The 17,403-nt window shown below is 65.6% G+C and carries 14 protein-coding genes; 6 read left to right on the top strand and 8 right to left on the bottom strand.

Annotated features, from left to right (window positions below; translation table 11 throughout):
- Positions 1-29 precede the first annotated feature (29 nt).
- Both LNV23_RS03740 and fabI read left to right on the top strand, forming a co-directional pair.
- On the top strand, positions 30-2,378 hold the full coding sequence (locus LNV23_RS03740; RefSeq protein ID WP_263561715.1) for an alpha/beta fold hydrolase: 2,349 nt from the start codon (positions 30-32) through the stop codon (positions 2,376-2,378).
- Between the two features lie 73 nt (positions 2,379-2,451).
- Complete coding sequence (fabI, locus tag LNV23_RS03735; RefSeq protein WP_263561785.1) at positions 2,452-3,210, top strand: enoyl-ACP reductase FabI; 759 nt, start codon at positions 2,452-2,454, stop codon at positions 3,208-3,210.
- A gap of 105 nt (positions 3,211-3,315) precedes the next feature.
- Here fabI and LNV23_RS03730 read toward each other — a convergent pair whose 3' ends face one another.
- Positions 3,316-4,827, bottom strand: coding sequence for a S8 family serine peptidase (locus LNV23_RS03730; RefSeq protein WP_263561714.1), 1,512 nt, complete (start codon positions 4,825-4,827; stop codon positions 3,316-3,318).
- A 39-nt stretch (positions 4,828-4,866) separates the two neighbouring features.
- A complete protein-coding gene (locus LNV23_RS03725) occupies positions 4,867-5,379 on the bottom strand; it encodes a hypothetical protein (protein WP_263561713.1) in 513 nt (170 codons plus the stop codon).
- 203 nt (positions 5,380-5,582) lie between these two features.
- On the opposite strand from LNV23_RS03725, the gene LNV23_RS03720 reads away from it, so the two are divergent.
- The 3 genes from LNV23_RS03720 (at position 5,583) to LNV23_RS03710 (ending at position 7,028) form a co-directional block, all read left to right on the top strand.
- On the top strand, positions 5,583-5,852 hold the full coding sequence (locus tag LNV23_RS03720; protein ID WP_263561712.1) for a hypothetical protein: 270 nt from the start codon (positions 5,583-5,585) through the stop codon (positions 5,850-5,852).
- A 130-nt stretch (positions 5,853-5,982) separates the two neighbouring features.
- Positions 5,983-6,528 carry an SLOG cluster 4 domain-containing protein gene (locus tag LNV23_RS03715; protein ID WP_263561711.1) on the top strand — a complete coding sequence of 182 codons (546 nt, stop codon included), beginning with the start codon at positions 5,983-5,985 and terminating at the stop codon, positions 6,526-6,528.
- 89 nt (positions 6,529-6,617) lie between these two features.
- On the top strand, positions 6,618-7,028 hold the full coding sequence (locus tag LNV23_RS03710) for a hypothetical protein (protein WP_263561710.1): 411 nt from the start codon (positions 6,618-6,620) through the stop codon (positions 7,026-7,028).
- A 97-nt stretch (positions 7,029-7,125) separates the two neighbouring features.
- Here the strand turns inward: LNV23_RS03710 and LNV23_RS03705 are convergent, their stop codons facing one another.
- The 6 genes from LNV23_RS03705 to LNV23_RS03680 all read right to left on the bottom strand — a co-directional run bounded on the left by LNV23_RS03705 (position 7,126) and on the right by LNV23_RS03680 (position 14,935).
- Complete coding sequence (locus LNV23_RS03705) at positions 7,126-7,572, bottom strand: VOC family protein (protein ID WP_263561784.1); 447 nt, start codon at positions 7,570-7,572, stop codon at positions 7,126-7,128.
- 166 nt (positions 7,573-7,738) lie between these two features.
- Positions 7,739-9,136, bottom strand: a complete 1,398-nt coding sequence (locus LNV23_RS03700) for a bifunctional enoyl-CoA hydratase/phosphate acetyltransferase (RefSeq protein WP_263561709.1) — start codon at positions 9,134-9,136, stop codon at positions 7,739-7,741.
- A 400-nt stretch (positions 9,137-9,536) separates the two neighbouring features.
- Positions 9,537-10,487 carry a fatty acid desaturase family protein gene (locus LNV23_RS03695; RefSeq protein WP_263561708.1) on the bottom strand — a complete coding sequence of 317 codons (951 nt, stop codon included), beginning with the start codon at positions 10,485-10,487 and terminating at the stop codon, positions 9,537-9,539.
- A 172-nt stretch (positions 10,488-10,659) separates the two neighbouring features.
- The gene (locus LNV23_RS03690; RefSeq protein ID WP_263561707.1) at positions 10,660-11,760 is read right to left on the bottom strand and encodes a patatin-like phospholipase family protein; all 1,101 of its coding nucleotides are present in this window, start codon (positions 11,758-11,760) and stop codon (positions 10,660-10,662) included.
- A gap of 3 nt (positions 11,761-11,763) precedes the next feature.
- Positions 11,764-13,464: an AMP-binding protein gene (locus LNV23_RS03685; protein ID WP_263561706.1), complete on the bottom strand. Its 1,701-nt coding sequence runs from the start codon at positions 13,462-13,464 to the stop codon at positions 11,764-11,766.
- A gap of 160 nt (positions 13,465-13,624) precedes the next feature.
- Positions 13,625-14,935 carry a tryptophan--tRNA ligase gene (locus tag LNV23_RS03680; RefSeq protein ID WP_263561705.1) on the bottom strand — a complete coding sequence of 437 codons (1,311 nt, stop codon included), beginning with the start codon at positions 14,933-14,935 and terminating at the stop codon, positions 13,625-13,627.
- Between the two features lie 159 nt (positions 14,936-15,094).
- Here LNV23_RS03680 and LNV23_RS03675 point away from each other — a divergent pair, with 159 nt between their 5' ends.
- Positions 15,095-17,374 carry a putative bifunctional diguanylate cyclase/phosphodiesterase gene (locus tag LNV23_RS03675; RefSeq protein ID WP_263561704.1) on the top strand — a complete coding sequence of 760 codons (2,280 nt, stop codon included), beginning with the start codon at positions 15,095-15,097 and terminating at the stop codon, positions 17,372-17,374.
- The last annotated feature ends 29 nt before the right edge of the window (positions 17,375-17,403 follow it).

Raw genomic sequence — 17,403 nt, 5'->3', positions numbered from 1 at the left:
GCACCCAAATCACTGCAAGGCGAAACCCCATGACTCCCAATTTCAGCGTCAGCAATCTGGGCCAACGCCAGCGCGAGGATGCCGACATCTGGTCGCGCCAGGCCGAGCGCCTGAGCACGGCCCTGCGGCAGCATGCCGAGCGCATCCAGCACAGCCACGGCGAACGCGTCCAGCAGCTCTGGGCCGACTGGCTGCGCCTCGGGCAAGACCTGACCCTCGCGGCCTGGCGCGGCCATGGGGCGCGTGACGCGGCGGCCTATGGGGTCGACGCGGCCCAGCGCCTGCTCTTGACCCTGGACACCTTGCGCGAACGCGGCCAGCAGGACCTGGACCACGAGGCCGCTGGCACGCCGCCGGTGCTGGACTACGCCTACGAGGAAGTTGTCGACGGCCGCCAGCTGCCGCGCCCGGTGAACTACCGTCTCTTGCGCATCACGCCGCCGGCCGGCGTCGAGGTGATGGACTGGAAGCGGCCCTACATGATCATCGACCCGCGCGCCGGCCATGGCGCCGGCATCGGCGGCTTCAAGCATGACAGCCAGGTGGGAGTCGCCCTGCGGGCCGGCCACCCGGTCTATTTCGTCGTCTTCCGCCAGCACCCCGAGCCGGGCCAGACCCTGGCCGATGTGATGCACGCCGAGGCCGGCTTCATCCAGGAGATCCGCCGCCTGCACCCCGAGGCGCCCAAGCCGGTGGTGGTGGGCAACTGCCAGGGCGGCTGGGCCACCCTGGTGCTGGCGGCGGCCAACCCCGAGATCTCGGGCCCCCTGGTCATCAATGGCGCCCCGGTGGCCACCTGGTCGGGCAAGCTCGGCGAGAACCCCATGCGCTACAACGGCGGCCTGCTCGGCGGCGCCCTGCCGGCGCTGCTGATGTCGGACCTGGGCCATGGCGAGTTCGACGGCGCCCATCTGGTCTCTAACTTCGAACAGCTCAACCCCAGCCGCAATTTCTTCGGCAAGTACTTTGACCTCTACCGTGAGGTCGACACGCGGCGCCAGAGCTTTCTTGATTTCGAGCGCTGGTGGGGGGGCTTTCATTTCTCCAACGAGGCCGAGATCCGCTGGATCGTCGAGCAACTCTTCGTCGGCAACCGCCTGTCGCGCGGCGAGGCCCAGCTGGAGCCGGGCCGCCACCTGGACCTGAAGGCGATCCGCTCGCCCATCATCGTGTTCGCCAGCCGCGGCGACAACATCACGCCGCCGCAGCAGGCGCTGAACTGGATCGTCGACACTTATGCCGATGAGCATGAGATCCGCATCCGCGGCCAGCGCATCCTCTATATGGTCCACGACAAGGTCGGACATCTGGGCATCTTTGTCTCCTCCTCGATCGCGAACAAAGAGCATGCCGAGATGGCCTCGACGCTGAAGACCATCGAGACCTTGCCGCCGGGCCTGTACGAGATGACCATCGACGCGGTCCATGGCGAAGGCCATGCCGAGCATTTCGTCGTCAGCTTTCACGAGCGCAAGCTCAGCGACATCAGCGGCTCGGAGCTTCAAGACCGCGAGCAGGAACACGACTTCGCCGCCGTGGCCCGCCTGTCCGCTTTGGGTACCGATGCCTACGAGCTGGCCCTGCGCCCCATGGTGCAAGCCCTGGTCACACCGCAGCTGGCACAGCTGATCCGTGACGCCCATCCTGCACGCACCAGCCGGCGCGCGTTTGCCGATGACCACAACCCTGCGATGAAGTGGCTGGGCGGTCTGGTGCCGCAGGTGCAGGCCCAGCGTCAGCCGGCCGCGCCGGACAACCCCTGGCTGGCGCTGGAGCAGCTCTCGGCCCAGGGCCTGATGCAGGGCATGGACCTGATGCGCGACTTGCGCGACGCCGCCTACGAGAACAGCTTTCTGGCGATCTACGGCACGCCCTTCATGCAGTGGCTGGGCAAGCCCCTGGCCCGCGAACGTGTCCACAAGGACCCGGCCGAGCTGCGCTACCTGCCCGAGGTGCAAGCCATGCTGCTGGGCCTGGACAACGGCGGCTACCGCAGCACGGTGATCCGCATGCTGATCCTGCTGGCCGAATCCCGCGGCTCGGTGCGGCGCGACCGCCTGGAGCGCTCCGCCGAGGTGCTGACCCAGCGCGAGCCCTTTGCCTCGCTGAAGCCCGAGCGGCGCGCGGCCATGATCCGCGAGCAGTCGGTCATCATCGAGTTCGAGCCCGAGGCCGCCCTGGCCGCCCTGCCGCGCTTGCTGCCGCAGCGCGAGGAGCGCGTGGCGGCCCTGCAGGTGGTCGAGTACATCCTCGGCGACGTCAGCGAGATGGAACCCCGCACCGTCGCCCTGTTGCAGCGCATGCGCGAGTTGTTTGAACTCGCCGCACCAGCTGCGACGCCCGCGCCGCAAACGCTCACCCGCCCAGAGGAGGCCTGAAGCCATGAACCACGAATACACCGCTCGTGACCCCCTGCCCAAGATCTGGGACGAGGACACCCGCATCGGCGACATGCTCAAGGGCAAGCGCGGCCTGGTGGTCGGTGTGGCCAATGGCGACAGCATCGCCTTCGGCTGCGCCGCCAAGCTGCGTGCGTTTGGCGCCGAGATTGCGCTCACCTACCTCAATGACAAAGCAAAGCCTCATGTCGCGCCCCTGGCCGAGGCGCTAGCTGCGCGCCTGCTGCTGCCCCTGGACGTGAGCCAGCCGGGCCAGATGCAGGCCGTGTTCGAACAGCTGCGCGAGACCTGGGGAACGCTGGACTTCGTCATCCACTCAATCGCCTTTGCGCCGCGCGAGGACCTGCACGGTCGCGTGATCGATTGCTCGCAGGCCGGCTTTCTGCAAGCCATGCAGGTGTCCTGCCATTCCTTCATCGAAATGGCGCGTTATGCCGAGCCCTTGATGAACCCCGGCGGCGCGCTGATCACCATGAGCTATCACGGCGCCGACAAGGTCGTGGACCACTACAACCTGATGGGCCCGGTCAAGGCCGCGCTGCAGTCCAGCGTGCGCTACCTAGCCAGCGAGCTGGCCGAGCGCCAGGTTCGCGTCTTCGCCGTTTCACCCGGACCCCTGCGCACCCGCGCAGCCTCCGGCATTGACCACTTCGACGCGCTGATCGACATGGCCGTCAGCCGCGCGCCCGCCCACCGCCTGGTCGACATCGCCGAAGTCGGCCGCCTGGTCGCCTTTTTGGTTGGAGGCGGGGCGTCGGGGATGACGGGGGATACGCTGTATGTGGATGGGGGGCTGCACCATATGGCGTGAGGGAAAGCAAGGGTCGAAACCTAGCTATTTCGGGAGCAAGACCGAGCTAAGTCTTGCTTCATGCTCAATTCAATGCTGCCCTTCCTTAGCTATTCATGTCAGGCCTTATGGCCCGGGTGTGCGCGCGCAAAGGCGTGGATTGACCTGGCAGTTCGGCGGATTGGTGCCAGGGCGCCGGGTGACAAACCGAATCGCAGCCTCCATATCGACAATGCCGGCGCCGCAGCCGGTACAAACGCCCGGAAACGGCCTGGCGGTTTGCGTCAAGACGCTGCGCACTTCAGCCGCAGTCAGAGTAGGTTTCTGATTGAAAACCATGGCGGCTACCGCTGCTGCCACTGGCGCTGAGAACGATGTGCCTGCATCCCAGGCATAGGTGTTCGAAACAGTTGCAGAGAAGTCGTTGGCCGTGGACTGATAGGAAGCCATCCGCATCTGGTTGCTCAGGACAGACTCCTTGTCGCCGCCTGGTGCCGACACTGCGATGCCTGAACCGTAGTTGGAATAGACCGCACGGGCTCCATAGCGATCTGTTGCCGCGATGGCCATAACCCCAGGGCAGTTGGCGGGCGCTGATCGACTCACGTCGATGCCTTCGTTGTGGTAACCGACCGTTTGGCCGTTGCCGGCAGATGCAACCACCAAGACGCCATTTGCTGTTGCACTGTTGATAGAGTCACGCATCGGCGCATCGCAAGGATAGTCAACACCACCGGCTGTTAGCACGAGTACGCGTACGCGTTGTCCCTGTGGACCTCGGTATTGAACCGCCGAGTTGATGCCTTCCGCATAAGTGGACGTGGTTCCACCACACGGCCCCCACCAACGTGCATGCCAAATGCCAATCGCATGGCCGCCAACGCTGGCGCCGCCAATGCTGTTGTTGACGTGGGAGGCGATCACACTCTGGATTTTCGTGCCGTGCCAAGTCGGGACGGCCTGAGCTGACGGAAAAAGTGGGCACTGTCCTGCCGCGCGCGCATCACCCGTATCCATGGCGGAGGAGGTCCGATTCACCAGATCCAGGCCATCGACAGGTGCAGCCATGTCCACATGCGGTCGGTAGCCCGTGTCAACGATGCCAACGAAAGGGCGATCGGGATCGCTCAGCGAACGCGTGACGGCTATGTCATACCCGCCAGGTGCTCGCACACCGCCGACATCCGTGCCAAGCCACCATTGTTGTGACCAGTCCGGATCGTTGGGGATGTAGGCCAGTGCCAGCGGTCTATCCGGTACTGCGTACTCGATTTCCAAGTCACTTTGCTGCAACGCCTTTGCCAAGGCTGCCGCCTCGTACTGAGAGGTCACGCGCCCAAGCCCCACGACCATGGCCGAGAAGTTCGTGCGTCTACGCAGTTCTAAGGTGAACCCGACTTGCCGTGCCAGAGGAACTGCTTGAAGCAGACGGTCCGTTTCTGCTTGCAGCCTTGCAGCTTCAACTGCTTCAGTTCCTTTGCTAGCATTTTCTGCTGCTGGCTGGCGGTACTTGACGATGAGCGCATCGACATGCGGTAGATCGCTCTGAGTGATTTGCGCGCTGGCTCTCTCGGAGAATCCACAGAGTAAGCTGACAATTGCCAGCGCAGCGCATGATGTGTGAGTCCTTGTTTTCATGTAGCTCCCCAGGTTGACGGTGGCAGGCAATGGGCGCGGTTACCGCATGTACTCGATCGTGCCCTCGAGGGTTCTTAGAAAAGTTGGCTCCGCCTGTCCTTTGAAGCGGATCACTGCCCACACCGTAGGGCCATGTCTGAGCGATGTTCCAAGGCATTCCTTGCCGAAGCGCAGAACCATCTGTTGTCCTTGCTGGGTGACATCGACATTCGGGTCAGAAAGGTCCGCTTGCGCGACCTCTTGGTCGCCGTTCCACAGCGTGACTCCTTCGATCAATGCCGTGATCGTCACCGGGCTCAGGTTCGGCTCAATAGACAAGTCGACGCGCCACGCACCGCTGTCGCAAGCGGGTGATCCGTCTGGGCGCGGCCAGGACTGCTGATAGATCAGAGCGCCAGCCTTGCCAGACAGCTTCGCTCCTTGTACTTCGACCGACAGTGGGTAGAGCTTTGCCTCTGGTGAGTGATCGCCACCGCCGCCGCCGCATGCTGCAGCCAGCGCAGTTGCAAAAATCAATGGCAGGCAACGGTGAAGCATCTTGAACGTCTGCACAGGCCAACTATGAGGCGCCCAAATGAAGCTATTGCGACAGTGGGGCCAGGCCACAAGTTTCAAGGCAAGACCTGACTCCTCGACTGCACGGCGGTGGCCCATCTCACCGAATTGGGGGTGTACGTCCAGCCCAGAGAGCGCAAAGTGCCTTTTGAAGTTGGACGAGCCTCGTCAACTTCACCACTGCGGGTAGGAGCTAGGGTATGGGCACCGAACACGGCTTGGACAAGTGGGTGAAAGCGAGCGTGGCTCGCGAGCAAGGGCGTCCAAGATGGCAGAAGAACCTTGGCAACTTTGGCTTTGGTTTCGTCTTTCTCGGGGCGCTTCTGAATCTTGCACTCTTCCTGCTCATCACTGCTACAGAGCCTGGTTTTCCGTACGTGTATGAGCCGTGGTGGCTGACGTATGCCTTGGTCTGCTGTATCACCGGGTGGTATTGGCAGCGGCGCGCACGTTCAATCGCTGGTGGATAGCTTCTGTGTCATGCTGGGCCCCAAGAGCATGCATCTGTTGCTGCCCATCGCGCTGGCTCTGGCCCTGGCCCACAAGGGTTCGCCGTCGCGGGCCGCCTAGGTTCAAGCTTGTGCCGTACCAAGGAACGCCATGCCTCCACTTCCTCCTCCTTTCATCCGCCGTCCACAAGTCAGTGTCCTCGGCAGCGCCGAGCCCGGCTCCGACGCCTACCAACTCGCTGGCGAAGCCGGCGCATTGATGGCAAGTCTCGGCATCACCGTGGTCAGCGGCTGCGGCAGTCCAGCCACTCGGGTGGCCGCAGAGCGGGCTGTGGCGGCTGGAGGCACCGTCCTCAGCATCGTGCCGCCGGACCAGATGCCTCCCGCCGACTGGCCAGCCACCGTTGTGGTTCCCTGTGGAATGGGCGACGCAAGGAACCTGCTCATGGCGCTGGCGGGCGACGCCTGCATCGTCATCGGCGGTCGAGCTGGAACTATCTCCGAAGTCTGCCTGGCCTGGTTGCACAAGCGCCCGCTCTTGCCTCTTGTTGGCTGTGGTGGCTGGTCTGACGGCTTGCTTGAGAACCCGCCCGACGAAAGAAGAAACTCACCCATACTGCCATGGGGCAGCGCAGCAGAACTTGAGGAGCAGCTTCGAAGTCTGGGGCTGATACCGCCCGCTGCGGGTTCGGCATAAGCGATTTTGCAAGCGGATATCCACGGTTGGGATCGAAGCTTTGGCGGCATAGAAAAACCGCTGAGACCGTCTCATCAGAGAATCTTTCCATGTACGCCATCAAGACCGAGATCACCGATGCACGCGCAGCGTCCTGGATCTTTGCGGCTCAGAAGACGATGTATGGCGGCAAGCACATTGAAGCAGGTGATGAGGTCTTCGTTTTCGCCAGCGAGAACGAAGGCGGTGCTGGCCTGATCGCCTTGGGAACGGTCGTGGCAGCCGAGCCCACTCCGAGAAGAGCTGACATCGAGCGCCAGACGCCAAGGGTCAGCATCACCGTCCGTCGGATGGCTCAGGCCAAGCGCAGTCTCGGCAGGACCGAGTTGAAGCCTTTCTCCGACTGGGATGATGGCCGCCCTGAGACCGAGTTGAACTTCAAGCTCTACCGGCAGGCCACCAACAAGATCGTGGGGCTGTCCCCGGAAACGGCGGAGTTCCTGCGCAGCTTGTTCTTCTAGCAAAGCCACGCACCGTATAGGCAGGGGGCGTGGGCAGCTCGACTGGCCCCGGGCTCGCACCCGCCACTGGGTCTGAACCAGGCGGGACCTGACCCCCTCACTCGCCGTGCTGCCCCGCTCCCGCCCCCGCCCCCGCCCCCGCACCTGGAATTGCCGCCGGGTCCATCCAGAACGCGCCCCACAGATGCCCGTCCGGGTCGGACAGATCACGGGCGTACATGAAACCCAAGTCCTGCACCGGGTTCACATCGGCCTTGCCGCCGTGGGCGGCGGCAGCGGTGTTCATGGCGTCGACGGCCTCGCGGCTGTCCAGTGACAGGTTCAGCATCGAGCCGGCTGTGCCGGCGGGCGGGAAGGGGCGGTCGGTGAAGCTGCGCCATTTGGCGTGCGTGAGCAGCATCACATGGATGGCCTCGCTCCAGACCATGGCCGTGCCGGCCTCGTCGCTGAACTGCGGGTTGGGCTCAAAGCCCAGGGCTTGGTAGAAGGCGGTCGAAGCCGGGAGGTCCTGCACGGGCAGGCTGATGAAGATCATCTTCTGGATGCTGGCCATGGTTGGGGCGCTCCTGTGGGTGAGGTCGGTGGGCTTGCTGACTGAATGAATGCTTGAATGAACGATACGGCGCTCATCAGCCCTACGACGTTCGAGCATGGGCCGAATCGACAAGCATCGAGAGGGCTTGTGATTCAAACCCCACAAGAGCGGCTCTTCAGCGGGCCGCTGCCTGCGCCGCCAGCTGTACCAGCAGTGCCGAGGACGCCCGCGCCATGGGCCCGTCGGCCCGGCTGGTCAAAGCGATGGGCACGCGGGCGCCGAGCACGATGCCAGCGCCGGTGGCGCCGGCCAGGTATTCGAGCTGCTTGGCCAGCATATTGCCGCTCTCCAGGTCGGGCACGGCCAGGACATCGGCCTGGCCGGCCACCGGCGAGGCAATGCCCTTGATGCGAGCCGCCTCCGCCGAGATGGCGTTGTCAAAGGCCAGGGGGCCGTCGAGCACGCCGCCGCTGATCTGGCCGCGGTCGGCCATCTTGCACAGCGCGGCCGCGTCCAGGGTCGAGGGGATGTTGGCGTTGACGGTCTCGACCGCCGACAGCAGGGCCACATGGGGCCGATCGACGCCGAGGATGCGCGCGAAGTCGATGGCGTTCTGCACGATGTCGCGCTTCTCGTCCAGTGTCGGCCGGATGTTGAGCGCGGCGTCGGTGATCAGCAAAGGCTTGCTGTAAAGCGGCACATCGAAGCGGAACACATGGGACATGCGCCGGCCGGTGCGCAGCTCCTTGCGCGCCAGCACGGCGCGAACCAGCTCGTCGGTGTGCAGGCTGCCCTTCATCAGGCTGGCCACGGCGCCGCTGGCGGCCAGCTCGGCCGCATGTTCGGCCGCCGCGTGGCTGTGTGGCATGGCGATGATGTCCAGGCCGCCCAGATCCAGGCCGCAGGCCTCGGCGACCGCGCGCAGGCGAGCCTCCGGGCCGATCAAGACCGGGTCCAGCAGACCCAAACGCGCAGCATCGACGGCGCCAGTCAGCGAGGCTTCGTCGCAGGGGTGGACCACGGCGCAGCGCACGGCCGGCAGCGCTCGGCCCAGGGCCAGCAAGGCATTGAAACGCGCTTGCGGGTCGAAGAGGTGGATCTCGGGCCGGCTGCTGCGCGGCAGGCGGACTTTCTGCGTCGGCGCCAGTACGCGGGCGATGCCGCTTGCGACGCGTTCGCCCTTCTGGTTGATCAGCTCGCAGGCCAGCTCGACGGAGCCCCGCGCGGCTTCCTTGGCCGTGACCGTGACGCTGACGGTCAGCGTGTCGCCGATGCGCACCGGGGCGATGAAATGCAGGCTCTGGTCCAGATAGCGGGTGCCGGCGCCGGGGAACTGGGTGCCCAGCAAGGCCGAGACCAGGGCGCCGCTCCACATGCCGTGGCCGACCACCTCGTGCATCAGCGGTGCTGTGCCGTCGCCGCTGTCCAGGTGGGCGGGATTGCTGTCGCCGGAGACGGCGGCAAAGGCGGCGATGTCCTGGGCGTTCAGGGTGCGCACCAGGCGGGCACCCTGGCCGATCTGCAGTTCGTCAAAGGTCAGATTTTCGACCAAGTCGGAGTCGACGTTGTTCATGGCGGGCCCGGGCAACTAGAAGGGAAGCGCCCATGGTCTGCGATGCGGATGGCAGGGCCATGACAGGGGCGGCAGTCGGCACTGAGCCGTCGTTCGCGGAGAAGTTTCAGCACGCAGAGTTCGCAGAGTTCGCAGAGGACCGCAGAGGACGCTGAGAACACAATCCTCGCTCTTCTTCTCTCTCTGCGACCTCTGCGACCTCTGCGAACCTCCGCGCACTCTGCGTTCGTATCCAAATCTCAGCGAACGACGGTTCTGTGCCGGAACCTGCCCCTCAGCCGCAGCGGATCGGCATGCGCAAATCGTCCAGATAGTCGCGCTTGATGTTCACGCTGCTGCGTTGGCCAAGGGCGCGCAGTTGGTGGATCAGGGCGGCGCTGCGGAGGAGCGTCGGACGAATTCAGGCCGGCTTGCGGGTGATGAAGCGCAAGTAGGATCCGTAGCCGTGGAACACGTGCTTCTCTTCGATCAGCCCGTCGTGCTCGTAAATGCGGTGCAAAGCGGGCAGGCGCGAGAAGGGCACACCGGGGAAATAATGGTGATAAGGGTGCATGGCGAAGTTGAGGTTGGGCAGCAACAGGCGCTCCCACCAACTCAGCACGATCAAGGGTGTGGTTTCGGCCACTGTGGCCTTGGGCGCGCCGTATTCATGCTCGCAAATGGCGCCCCAGCGAATGATGACCTGGGTCACGGTCAACAAGGGCAGCAGCCAGTACAGCAGGAAGGCCGTCCACAGACCGGCCCAGCTCAACAAGCCAATCAAGACCAAGAAAAAGAGTGGCCGCAACCACTTGGGCACGGCGTTCCGGCGCGCGAACACGGGGTTCGCTTCGGCCGGCTTCTTGCCCCGCATCAGGGCGATGGTGTTGATGCCCAGCAGATCTCTCAGGAATAAACGGGCCAAGCGGCCGGGAGGCATGGGGAACGTCCAGTCCGGCCCACTCTTGCGTTTGAAGTCCGGATCGCTGGGGCCGAAGTAGTCGCGGTGGTGGGCCAGGTGCACCTGGGCATAGCCCTCCACCGTCAAAACCAGCAGTGGGTAGGCGGCCAAGAGATTGACCCCCAGGTCGCCGAAACGACCGCGGTAGCCGAGCAGATGGGCCTGATCATGGACCAGCAGGCCCAGCACGTTCTGCCTAGTGGCCACCACCAGAACGGTCAGCAGCGACATCCACCAGGTGTTGAGATGAAGCGCCAGGGTGATGAACCCGATCACCACCGCCCATGCCCAGATGAGCTCCAGGGTGAAGGCCCAAGGCGCGGCACCATTGAGTTTCTGAATCGCCTCGCGTGCGTTCGGACTCAAGGAGTTCTTGTCTCCCAGGATGGCGACGGGCAGGTCGTTGGGCATGGCGGCGAAGATCCTTGCTGAGGACCGACGACGAGGTGGCCCTGTTCATGAAACCAAGTGGCGGCGGGCAGTGTAAGGGCATCACTGGCCGCGCCGGCGGCCGCCCGCCGCGCACGGTGCTGGGCCCGCAGGCGGGCCTCTGCCTTGCTAGCGCCAGGCCCCAGGAGTGAACTCAAGCGCCGCGCACCGGCAGGCGCAAATCGTCCAGATAGTCGCGTTTGATGTTGACGCTGCTGCGCTGGCCCAGGTCTTTGAAGTGGTGTTGCAGCCAGTTCTGGGCATGGTTGCGGCCCAGGTCACGCAGCTGGTGAATCAGCGCGGCACTGGTGGAGCTCTTGCTGGCGGCGCTGAAGGCCTCCAGCGCTTCGCCGCCGTCGATGCGGTGCATCAGCACATCTTTGTAATGCGCCGGGTCCAGCTTGCCCTCGGCCAGCAGGCGTTTGACGAAGTCGATGGCGCGCATCTCGGCGATCAGGGCGGCGTTGAAGCTGATCTCGTTGAGGCGATCCAGGATCTGCGCGCTGCTGGTCGGCAAGGCCTCGCGTTCGATCGGGTTGATCTGCACCAGCACGATGTCGCGGCCCGTGCATTGGTAGATCAGCGGATGGATGGCGGGGTTGCCGGAGTAGCCGCCGTCCCAGTAGTGCTGACCGTCAATCTCCACGGCTTTGAACAGGGTCGGCAGGCAGGCTGAGGCCATGACGGCATCGACGCTGAGGCGCTCGCCCGAGAAGATTTCGGCCTTGCCGGTGCTGACCCGGGTGGCGACCACGAAGACTTTGGGGATCTTGCCGGCCTGGCGGGCCAGGGCCTCGAAATCGATCTGGCCGGCGACAAAGCTGCGCAGGGGGTTGATGTCGAAGGGGTTGGACTGATACGGCGAGACCGTGCTGGTCCAGAGTGCGCTCATGGCGCTGAGCCAGGGCGCGGCGGCCGAGTTCTCGTCGGCCGCGTGGCCGAACAGAAAGCCGAAGGGTGCGCGCTGTGCCTCGCCCAGCGCGCCCATGGCGATCACACCATTCCAAAACGCAGCCAACGATTCGCGTGCTGCTTCCCGGGGGTCAGGTCGTGCCTTGTCCAGGGCCTGGGCAAAGCCATGGGCCAAAGCCACGGCATTCATGGCACCAGCGCTGGTGCCGCTGAGGCCCTCGATCTCGAGCCGCCCGTCTTCCAGCAGCGCGTCCAGCACGCCCCAGGTGAAGGCGCCATGTGAGCCGCCCCCCTGCAGGGCCAGGTTGATGGGCGGCGGTGGCGCGCTGCTGGGGCGGGTCATCGCTCAATCGCCAAAGACAACCTTCTTCTTCTTGGCCACCCAGGTCTCCAGCTGCGGGCCATAGACCTCGTCCACGCGATTGCGTTTGACCTTGAAGGTCGGGGTGATGAAGCCGTTGTCCACCGTCCAGGGCGTCTTGACGGCCACCAGGCAGTCCAGCTGCTCATGCGGGTCGAGGCGGCTGTTGACCTCGGCCAAGTGTGCGGTCAAGGTCTGCACCAGGGCGGCGCGGTCGGCTTCGTTGCCGCTGTGCTCGATGGCGTTCTGCGACAGCATCACCACGCCGACCGGCTGGCCCATATTGGCGCCGGTCACCACGCAGGCTTCCACGGCCGGGTGGTCGCCCAGGCGGTCTTCGATGGGCGCCGGGGCCACGTACTTGCCCTTGCTGGTCTTGAACAGGTCCTTGACGCGGCCGGTGATGCGCAGGCAGTTGCGGCTGTCGAACTGGCCCTTGTCGCCGGTGCGCAGCCAGCCGTCTTCGGTGAAGGCCGCGCGGCTCATCTCGGGCTCTTTGTAGTAGCCGCTCATGGTGGCGGGGGTGCGCACCAGCAGCTCGCTCGTCTGCGGGTCCAGGCGCGCTTCCACGCCCTCGTAGGCCGGGCCCACGGTGCCGATCTGGTTCTCGCCCGGCACGGTGATGTGCGAGATGGCCAGGTTCTCGGTCATGCCATAGCCCTCATTGATGTGCAGGCCGAGCTTGCGGTACCACTCGAGCAGGGGCACGGGCATGGGCGCGGCACCGCCGGCGCAGACACGCGCCTGGTCCAGGCCCAGAGCCTTGAGGATCTTGCGCCGCACCAAGCCGCCGATCAGGGGCAGACTGAGCAGCAGATTGAGCTTCTTCTGCGGCATCTTGGACTGGATGCCTTGCTGGAACTTCACCCACAGGCGCGGCACCGAGAAGAAGATGGTGGGCCGGGCACGCTGCAGGTCGAGCGTGAAGGTGTCCAGGCTTTCCGCAAAATAGACCGAGAAGCCGGTGCGCAGCCAGCCATGCTCGATCAGCACGCGTTCCACCACATGAGCCAGAGGCAGGTAGGAGAGCAGGCGGTCATCGGCGCCCATGGGAATGCGCTTGAGCGCGGCGCTCATGGCCCAGGCGAAGTTGCCGAAGCTGTGCATCACGCCCTTGGGCGCGCCGGTGGTGCCTGAGGTGTAGATCAGGGTGGCCAGGTCCTCGGCCGCGCGCACCGGTTCGCCTTGCAGCGGCGCGGTGCGGGCGCAAATGGCGTCCCAGCCCTCATAGGACTTTTTGGCGTCGTCAGGCGAGAGCGGGTAGCTGATGCAGGGCAGGCCAGCGGGCACGCCGGGCTTCATGCCCTCCCAGCCGTCGAGCTTGCCGACGAAGCAGGCGCGTGCCTCGCTGTGCTCGAGGATCTGGCGGATGGTGTCCGAGGCCAGGGTCGGGTAGAGCGGCACCGAGACGTAACCTGCCATCCAGATGGCCAGATCGCTGAACAGCCACCAGGCGCAGTTTTTGGACAGGATGGCGACCTTGGCGCCCGGCTCCCAGCCCTGTTCCTGGCCCATGGCCTGAAGGTGGGCGGCCATGCGCCGCACTTGGTCGCCGACCTGGGCCCAGGTGAACTCCTGGGTCTGGCCCTGGCCCATGGGCTGGGTCAGGGACATCCGCTCGGCCTGGGTGCGTTCCAGCAGGTAGAAGCGTTGCAGGGCCAGGTTGTCGGTCGGGATTGCGGGCATGGGCTGTCTCCTTGTGTGGACTGCATGAAAGCAGGCGCGTTTGTACGCCTAGGCTAACCATGGCGTCAGGAGCAGCCTAGCGGGTTTTTGCTGGCCTTGTGCTGATCAGGGGCAGCTCTCTAGAGCCGCAGCGCGAAAAAGCGCCCGCCCTCAGCTGCACTTAGCCGGCCTCGGCTTCCACCAGGGCCTGCAGCGCGGCAGCGAGGCTGGCCTCATCGACCCCCTCGCCCCGCTGCACCGGCGCCTCTGCCAGCGCGGCTGTGCCTTCGCGCTTGAGCCGGCTGACCCACTGGCCGGCGTCGCGTCCGCCAGCAAAGGCGGCACTTTGCAGCAAGACTTGACCCTCGGCGCTGACCAGCTTGAAGTAGAACTGGCCATCGGCCTCGCGGTACTGCTTGAACATCGGCAGGGCGGCCTTGGCGGCCTTGGCGGTGTCGACTGCGGGCGCAGCCACGGCGGTGAAGCGGCGCAGGCCCACGGCCTCGCGGGCCCGGGCCAGCAGCGGGCCCGCGATGGCGCGGGCTTTTTCAGCGCCATGCTGCAGGATCTCTTCGATCCGCTCGGGGTGAGCCATCAGGGCCTCGTAGCGCGCGCGCATGGGGGCGATCTCGGCCTCGATCAGCTCGAACAGCTGCTGCTTGGCCTCGCCCCAGGCCAGGCCGGCGCGCAGGGCGGCGCGGAAATCGGCGCGCTGCTGCGGCGTGGCGAAGGCATCGTAAATCGTCACCAGGGCCTGGCCTTCCGGCTCCTTGGGCTCGCCGGGCAGGCGGCTGTCGGTGACGATGCGGGCGATCGCCTCCTTCAGGCCTTTGCTGCCGCCTTCGAACAGCGGGATGCTGTTGTCGTAGCTCTTGCTCATCTTGCGGCCGTCCAGGCCGGGCAAAAGGGCCACGTCCTCTTCGACATTCGCTTCGGGCAGGACGAAGAACTCCTCGCCCTTGCCAAATTGGTGGTTGAAGCGCTGCGCCACATCGCGCGCCATCTCGATGTGCTGCACCTGGTCCTTGCCGACCGGCACGCGGTGGGCGTTGAAGATCAGGATGTCGGCCGCCATCAGGATGGGGTAGCTGTACAGGCCCATGGTGATGCCGGCGTCCGGGTCCTCGCCGGCGGCCAGGTTGGCGTCCACCGCGCCCTTGTAGGCATGGGCGCGGTTCATCTGACCCTTGGAGGTGATGCAGGTCAGCAGCCAGGTCAGCTCGGGGATCTCGGGGATGTCGCTCTGGCGGTAGAAGGTGACGCGAGAGGTGTCCAAGCCGGCGGCCAGCCAGACGGCGGCAATCTCCAGGCGCGAGCGGTTGATGCGCTCGGGCTCGTCGCACTTGATCAGGGCGTGATAGTCCGCCATGAAGAAGAAGCTCTCCACACCCGCCTCGCGGCTGGCGGCGATGGCCGGGCGGATGGCGCCGACGAAATTGCCGAGGTGCAGGGTGCCGGTGGTGGTGATGCCGGTCAGGACGCGCTGGTTCATGGTGTGTGCGGGAATATCGGTGAGCGAAGGAAGAAAAAGGGCTTCGCGCCATTCTTTGTGAGCGCTTATTGTCACTGCAAGCGGCGCCGCAGCCGCTAGCATGGGGGCTCGTGTCGCCACCGCCGCCTCTGCCGGGTCCAGAGGCCATGTCTGCCTGCCATGACTGCGCTGATGTTGATGGGTGCCGGGTTGAATGCGATGCTGGGCATCGCCCTGCTGCTGCTCTGGCGCCAGGATCCGCGCTTCCCCCAGGTTCGGCAATGGGGCTACAGCTGGATTCTGCTGTCCCTGGGCCTGACCCTGGGCATTGCGCTGGCGCCCGAACAGGAACCCAGCTGGCAGCACGACTTGCAGGCCCTGGCGGCCTCGGCCAGCATCATGGGTTCGCTGATGCTCTTGATCGCCGGCGCGCGCAGCTACCGCCAACTGCCCTTTCGCCAGGCCCTGTGGCTGCCGGCCTTCTTGCTGATGATGGCGAGCATCGTCGTGCTGGCGCGCCTGGACCACAGCCTGGCCGTGATCGCGGCCACGGTCTATCTGGTGGCCGGCTCCTGGGCTTGCGCCTGGTGGATGGGCCAAGGCGGCCATGCCGGCGAGCGCTTCGTGGCGGCCTGCTTCGTGGCTGTCGGCCTGGTCCATGCCAGCAGCCCTTTGCTCGACCCCTTGGGCCGCTCGCCCATCACCCACACCCTGGGCCTGTTCGTGCAGACGACCTTGTCCCTGGGCCTGATCCTGCTGTCGGTGGCGCGCGCCCATGCCGACACCCGGCGCCAGAGCAACCGCTTTGAACAGCTGACCCAGCATTCCCTGCAAGGTCTGGTGGTGCTGCAGCAGCACCGTGCCGCTTATGCCAACCCGGCGGCGCGCGAGATGTTCGGCTTCCCGCCCGGCGACCAGACCGTGTCCCAGGATCAATCGTTTGATCTGCTCTCGACCCTGGTGCCCATGGACCAGCAGCGCTCGGCGAGCGAGCGCCATGCCCTGGTGCTGGCCGACCCCGATGCGCGCATCGAATGGGAGGCCACGCGGCTGACGCGCGAAGGCCGTGCCCTCTATGTGCGCGGCCTGTCCAGCCATCTGGAGTGGGACGGCGCGCCGGCCGAGCTGCTGGTGATGATCGACGACAGTTCGCGCCAGCGGGCCGTCGACGCGCTGCGCCGCCAGGCCCTGCATGACGAGCTGACCGATCTGCCCAATCGCAACTTCGCGGTCGCCCGCCTGCGCGAGTTGACCCTCACCGGCGGCGCGCCCTTCGCGCTGATCTCGGCCGATGTCGACCGTTTCCAGCTGGTCAATGAAAGCTTGGGCCATGCCGTCGGTGACGCCTTGCTGCACGCGGTGGCGCGCCGCTTGTGCCGCCACCTGCCCGTGCAGGCCATGCTGACGCGTCTGGGCGAGGACCAGTTCCTGGTGCTGCTCGAGGGTATGGCCGAGCGCAGCGAGGTGGAGCCGGTGGTGGCGCAGATCCTGCAGCTGCTGGAGCAGCCTTTTGAGGTCGATGGCGAAGCCTTGTTCGTCCATCTGTCCCTGGGGGTGGCACGCTTCCCGCAGGACGGCGAGGACGTCGACAGCCTCTTGCGCGCGGCCGACTCGGCCATGCACCGGGCCAAGCAGCGGGCCGGCAGCGCCTGCGAGTTCTTCGAGCCGCGCATGAATGTGCGCTCGCGCGCCCGCCTGGAAGCCGAGCAGTCCTTGGGTCGGGCCATCGTCGAGCGCGAGTTCATCCTCGAATACCAGCCCAAGTTCCGCGCCGACAGCCGCAAGCTCTGCGGCTTCGAGGCCTTGGTGCGCTGGGAGCGGCCGGGCCTGGGCCGGGTCAGCCCGGCCGATTTCGTGCCGGCGGCCGAGCGCACCGGCCAGATCAATTCGCTGGGCCAGCTGATCGTCGAGATCGCCAGCCAGCAGTTGCGCGACTGGTTGGACCGCTGGGGCTTGCTGGTGCCAGTGGCCGTCAATGTCTCGCCGCTGCAGTTCGACGACCCAAGCTTTGCCCAGCGCTTGCTGGACCGGCTCGATGCGCTGCAGCTGCCCCACCAGAGCTTGGAGATCGAAATCACCGAGTCCGCCGCCATCGGCCATCTGGGCCGGGTTTTGCCCCAGCTGCAGCAGCTGCGCCAGGCCGGCGTGCTCTGCAGCATGGACGACTTCGGCACCGGCCAGAGTTCGCTCACCATGTTGCGCCAGCTGCCCATCAGCTGCATGAAGCTGGACCGCAGCATGATCGAGCCGCTGCCCGAGCCCCAGGCCAGCGCCATCGTCAAGGCCACCTGCGCGCTGGGGCGCTCCCTGAGCCTGGAGGTGGTGGCCGAGGGGGTCGAGAACGAGGCCCAGGCCCTGGCGGCACGCGATCTTGGGTGCACGCAGTTGCAGGGTTATCACCTGAGCCGGCCGCTGGCCGCAGGGGCGGCCGGCGAGCTTCTGGGGCGCAGCCTGGGCTGAGGGCAAGGCGCCTGAGCGTTTCGCAGACC

It is taken from the genome of Kinneretia sp. DJ1R-11 (assembly GCF_025717595.1).
Taxonomy (GTDB): Bacteria; Pseudomonadota; Gammaproteobacteria; order Burkholderiales; family Burkholderiaceae_C; genus Paucibacter_A.
Note: the sequence above shows the minus strand (reverse complement) of the source record. Positions and strands in the feature narration are given on the sequence as shown.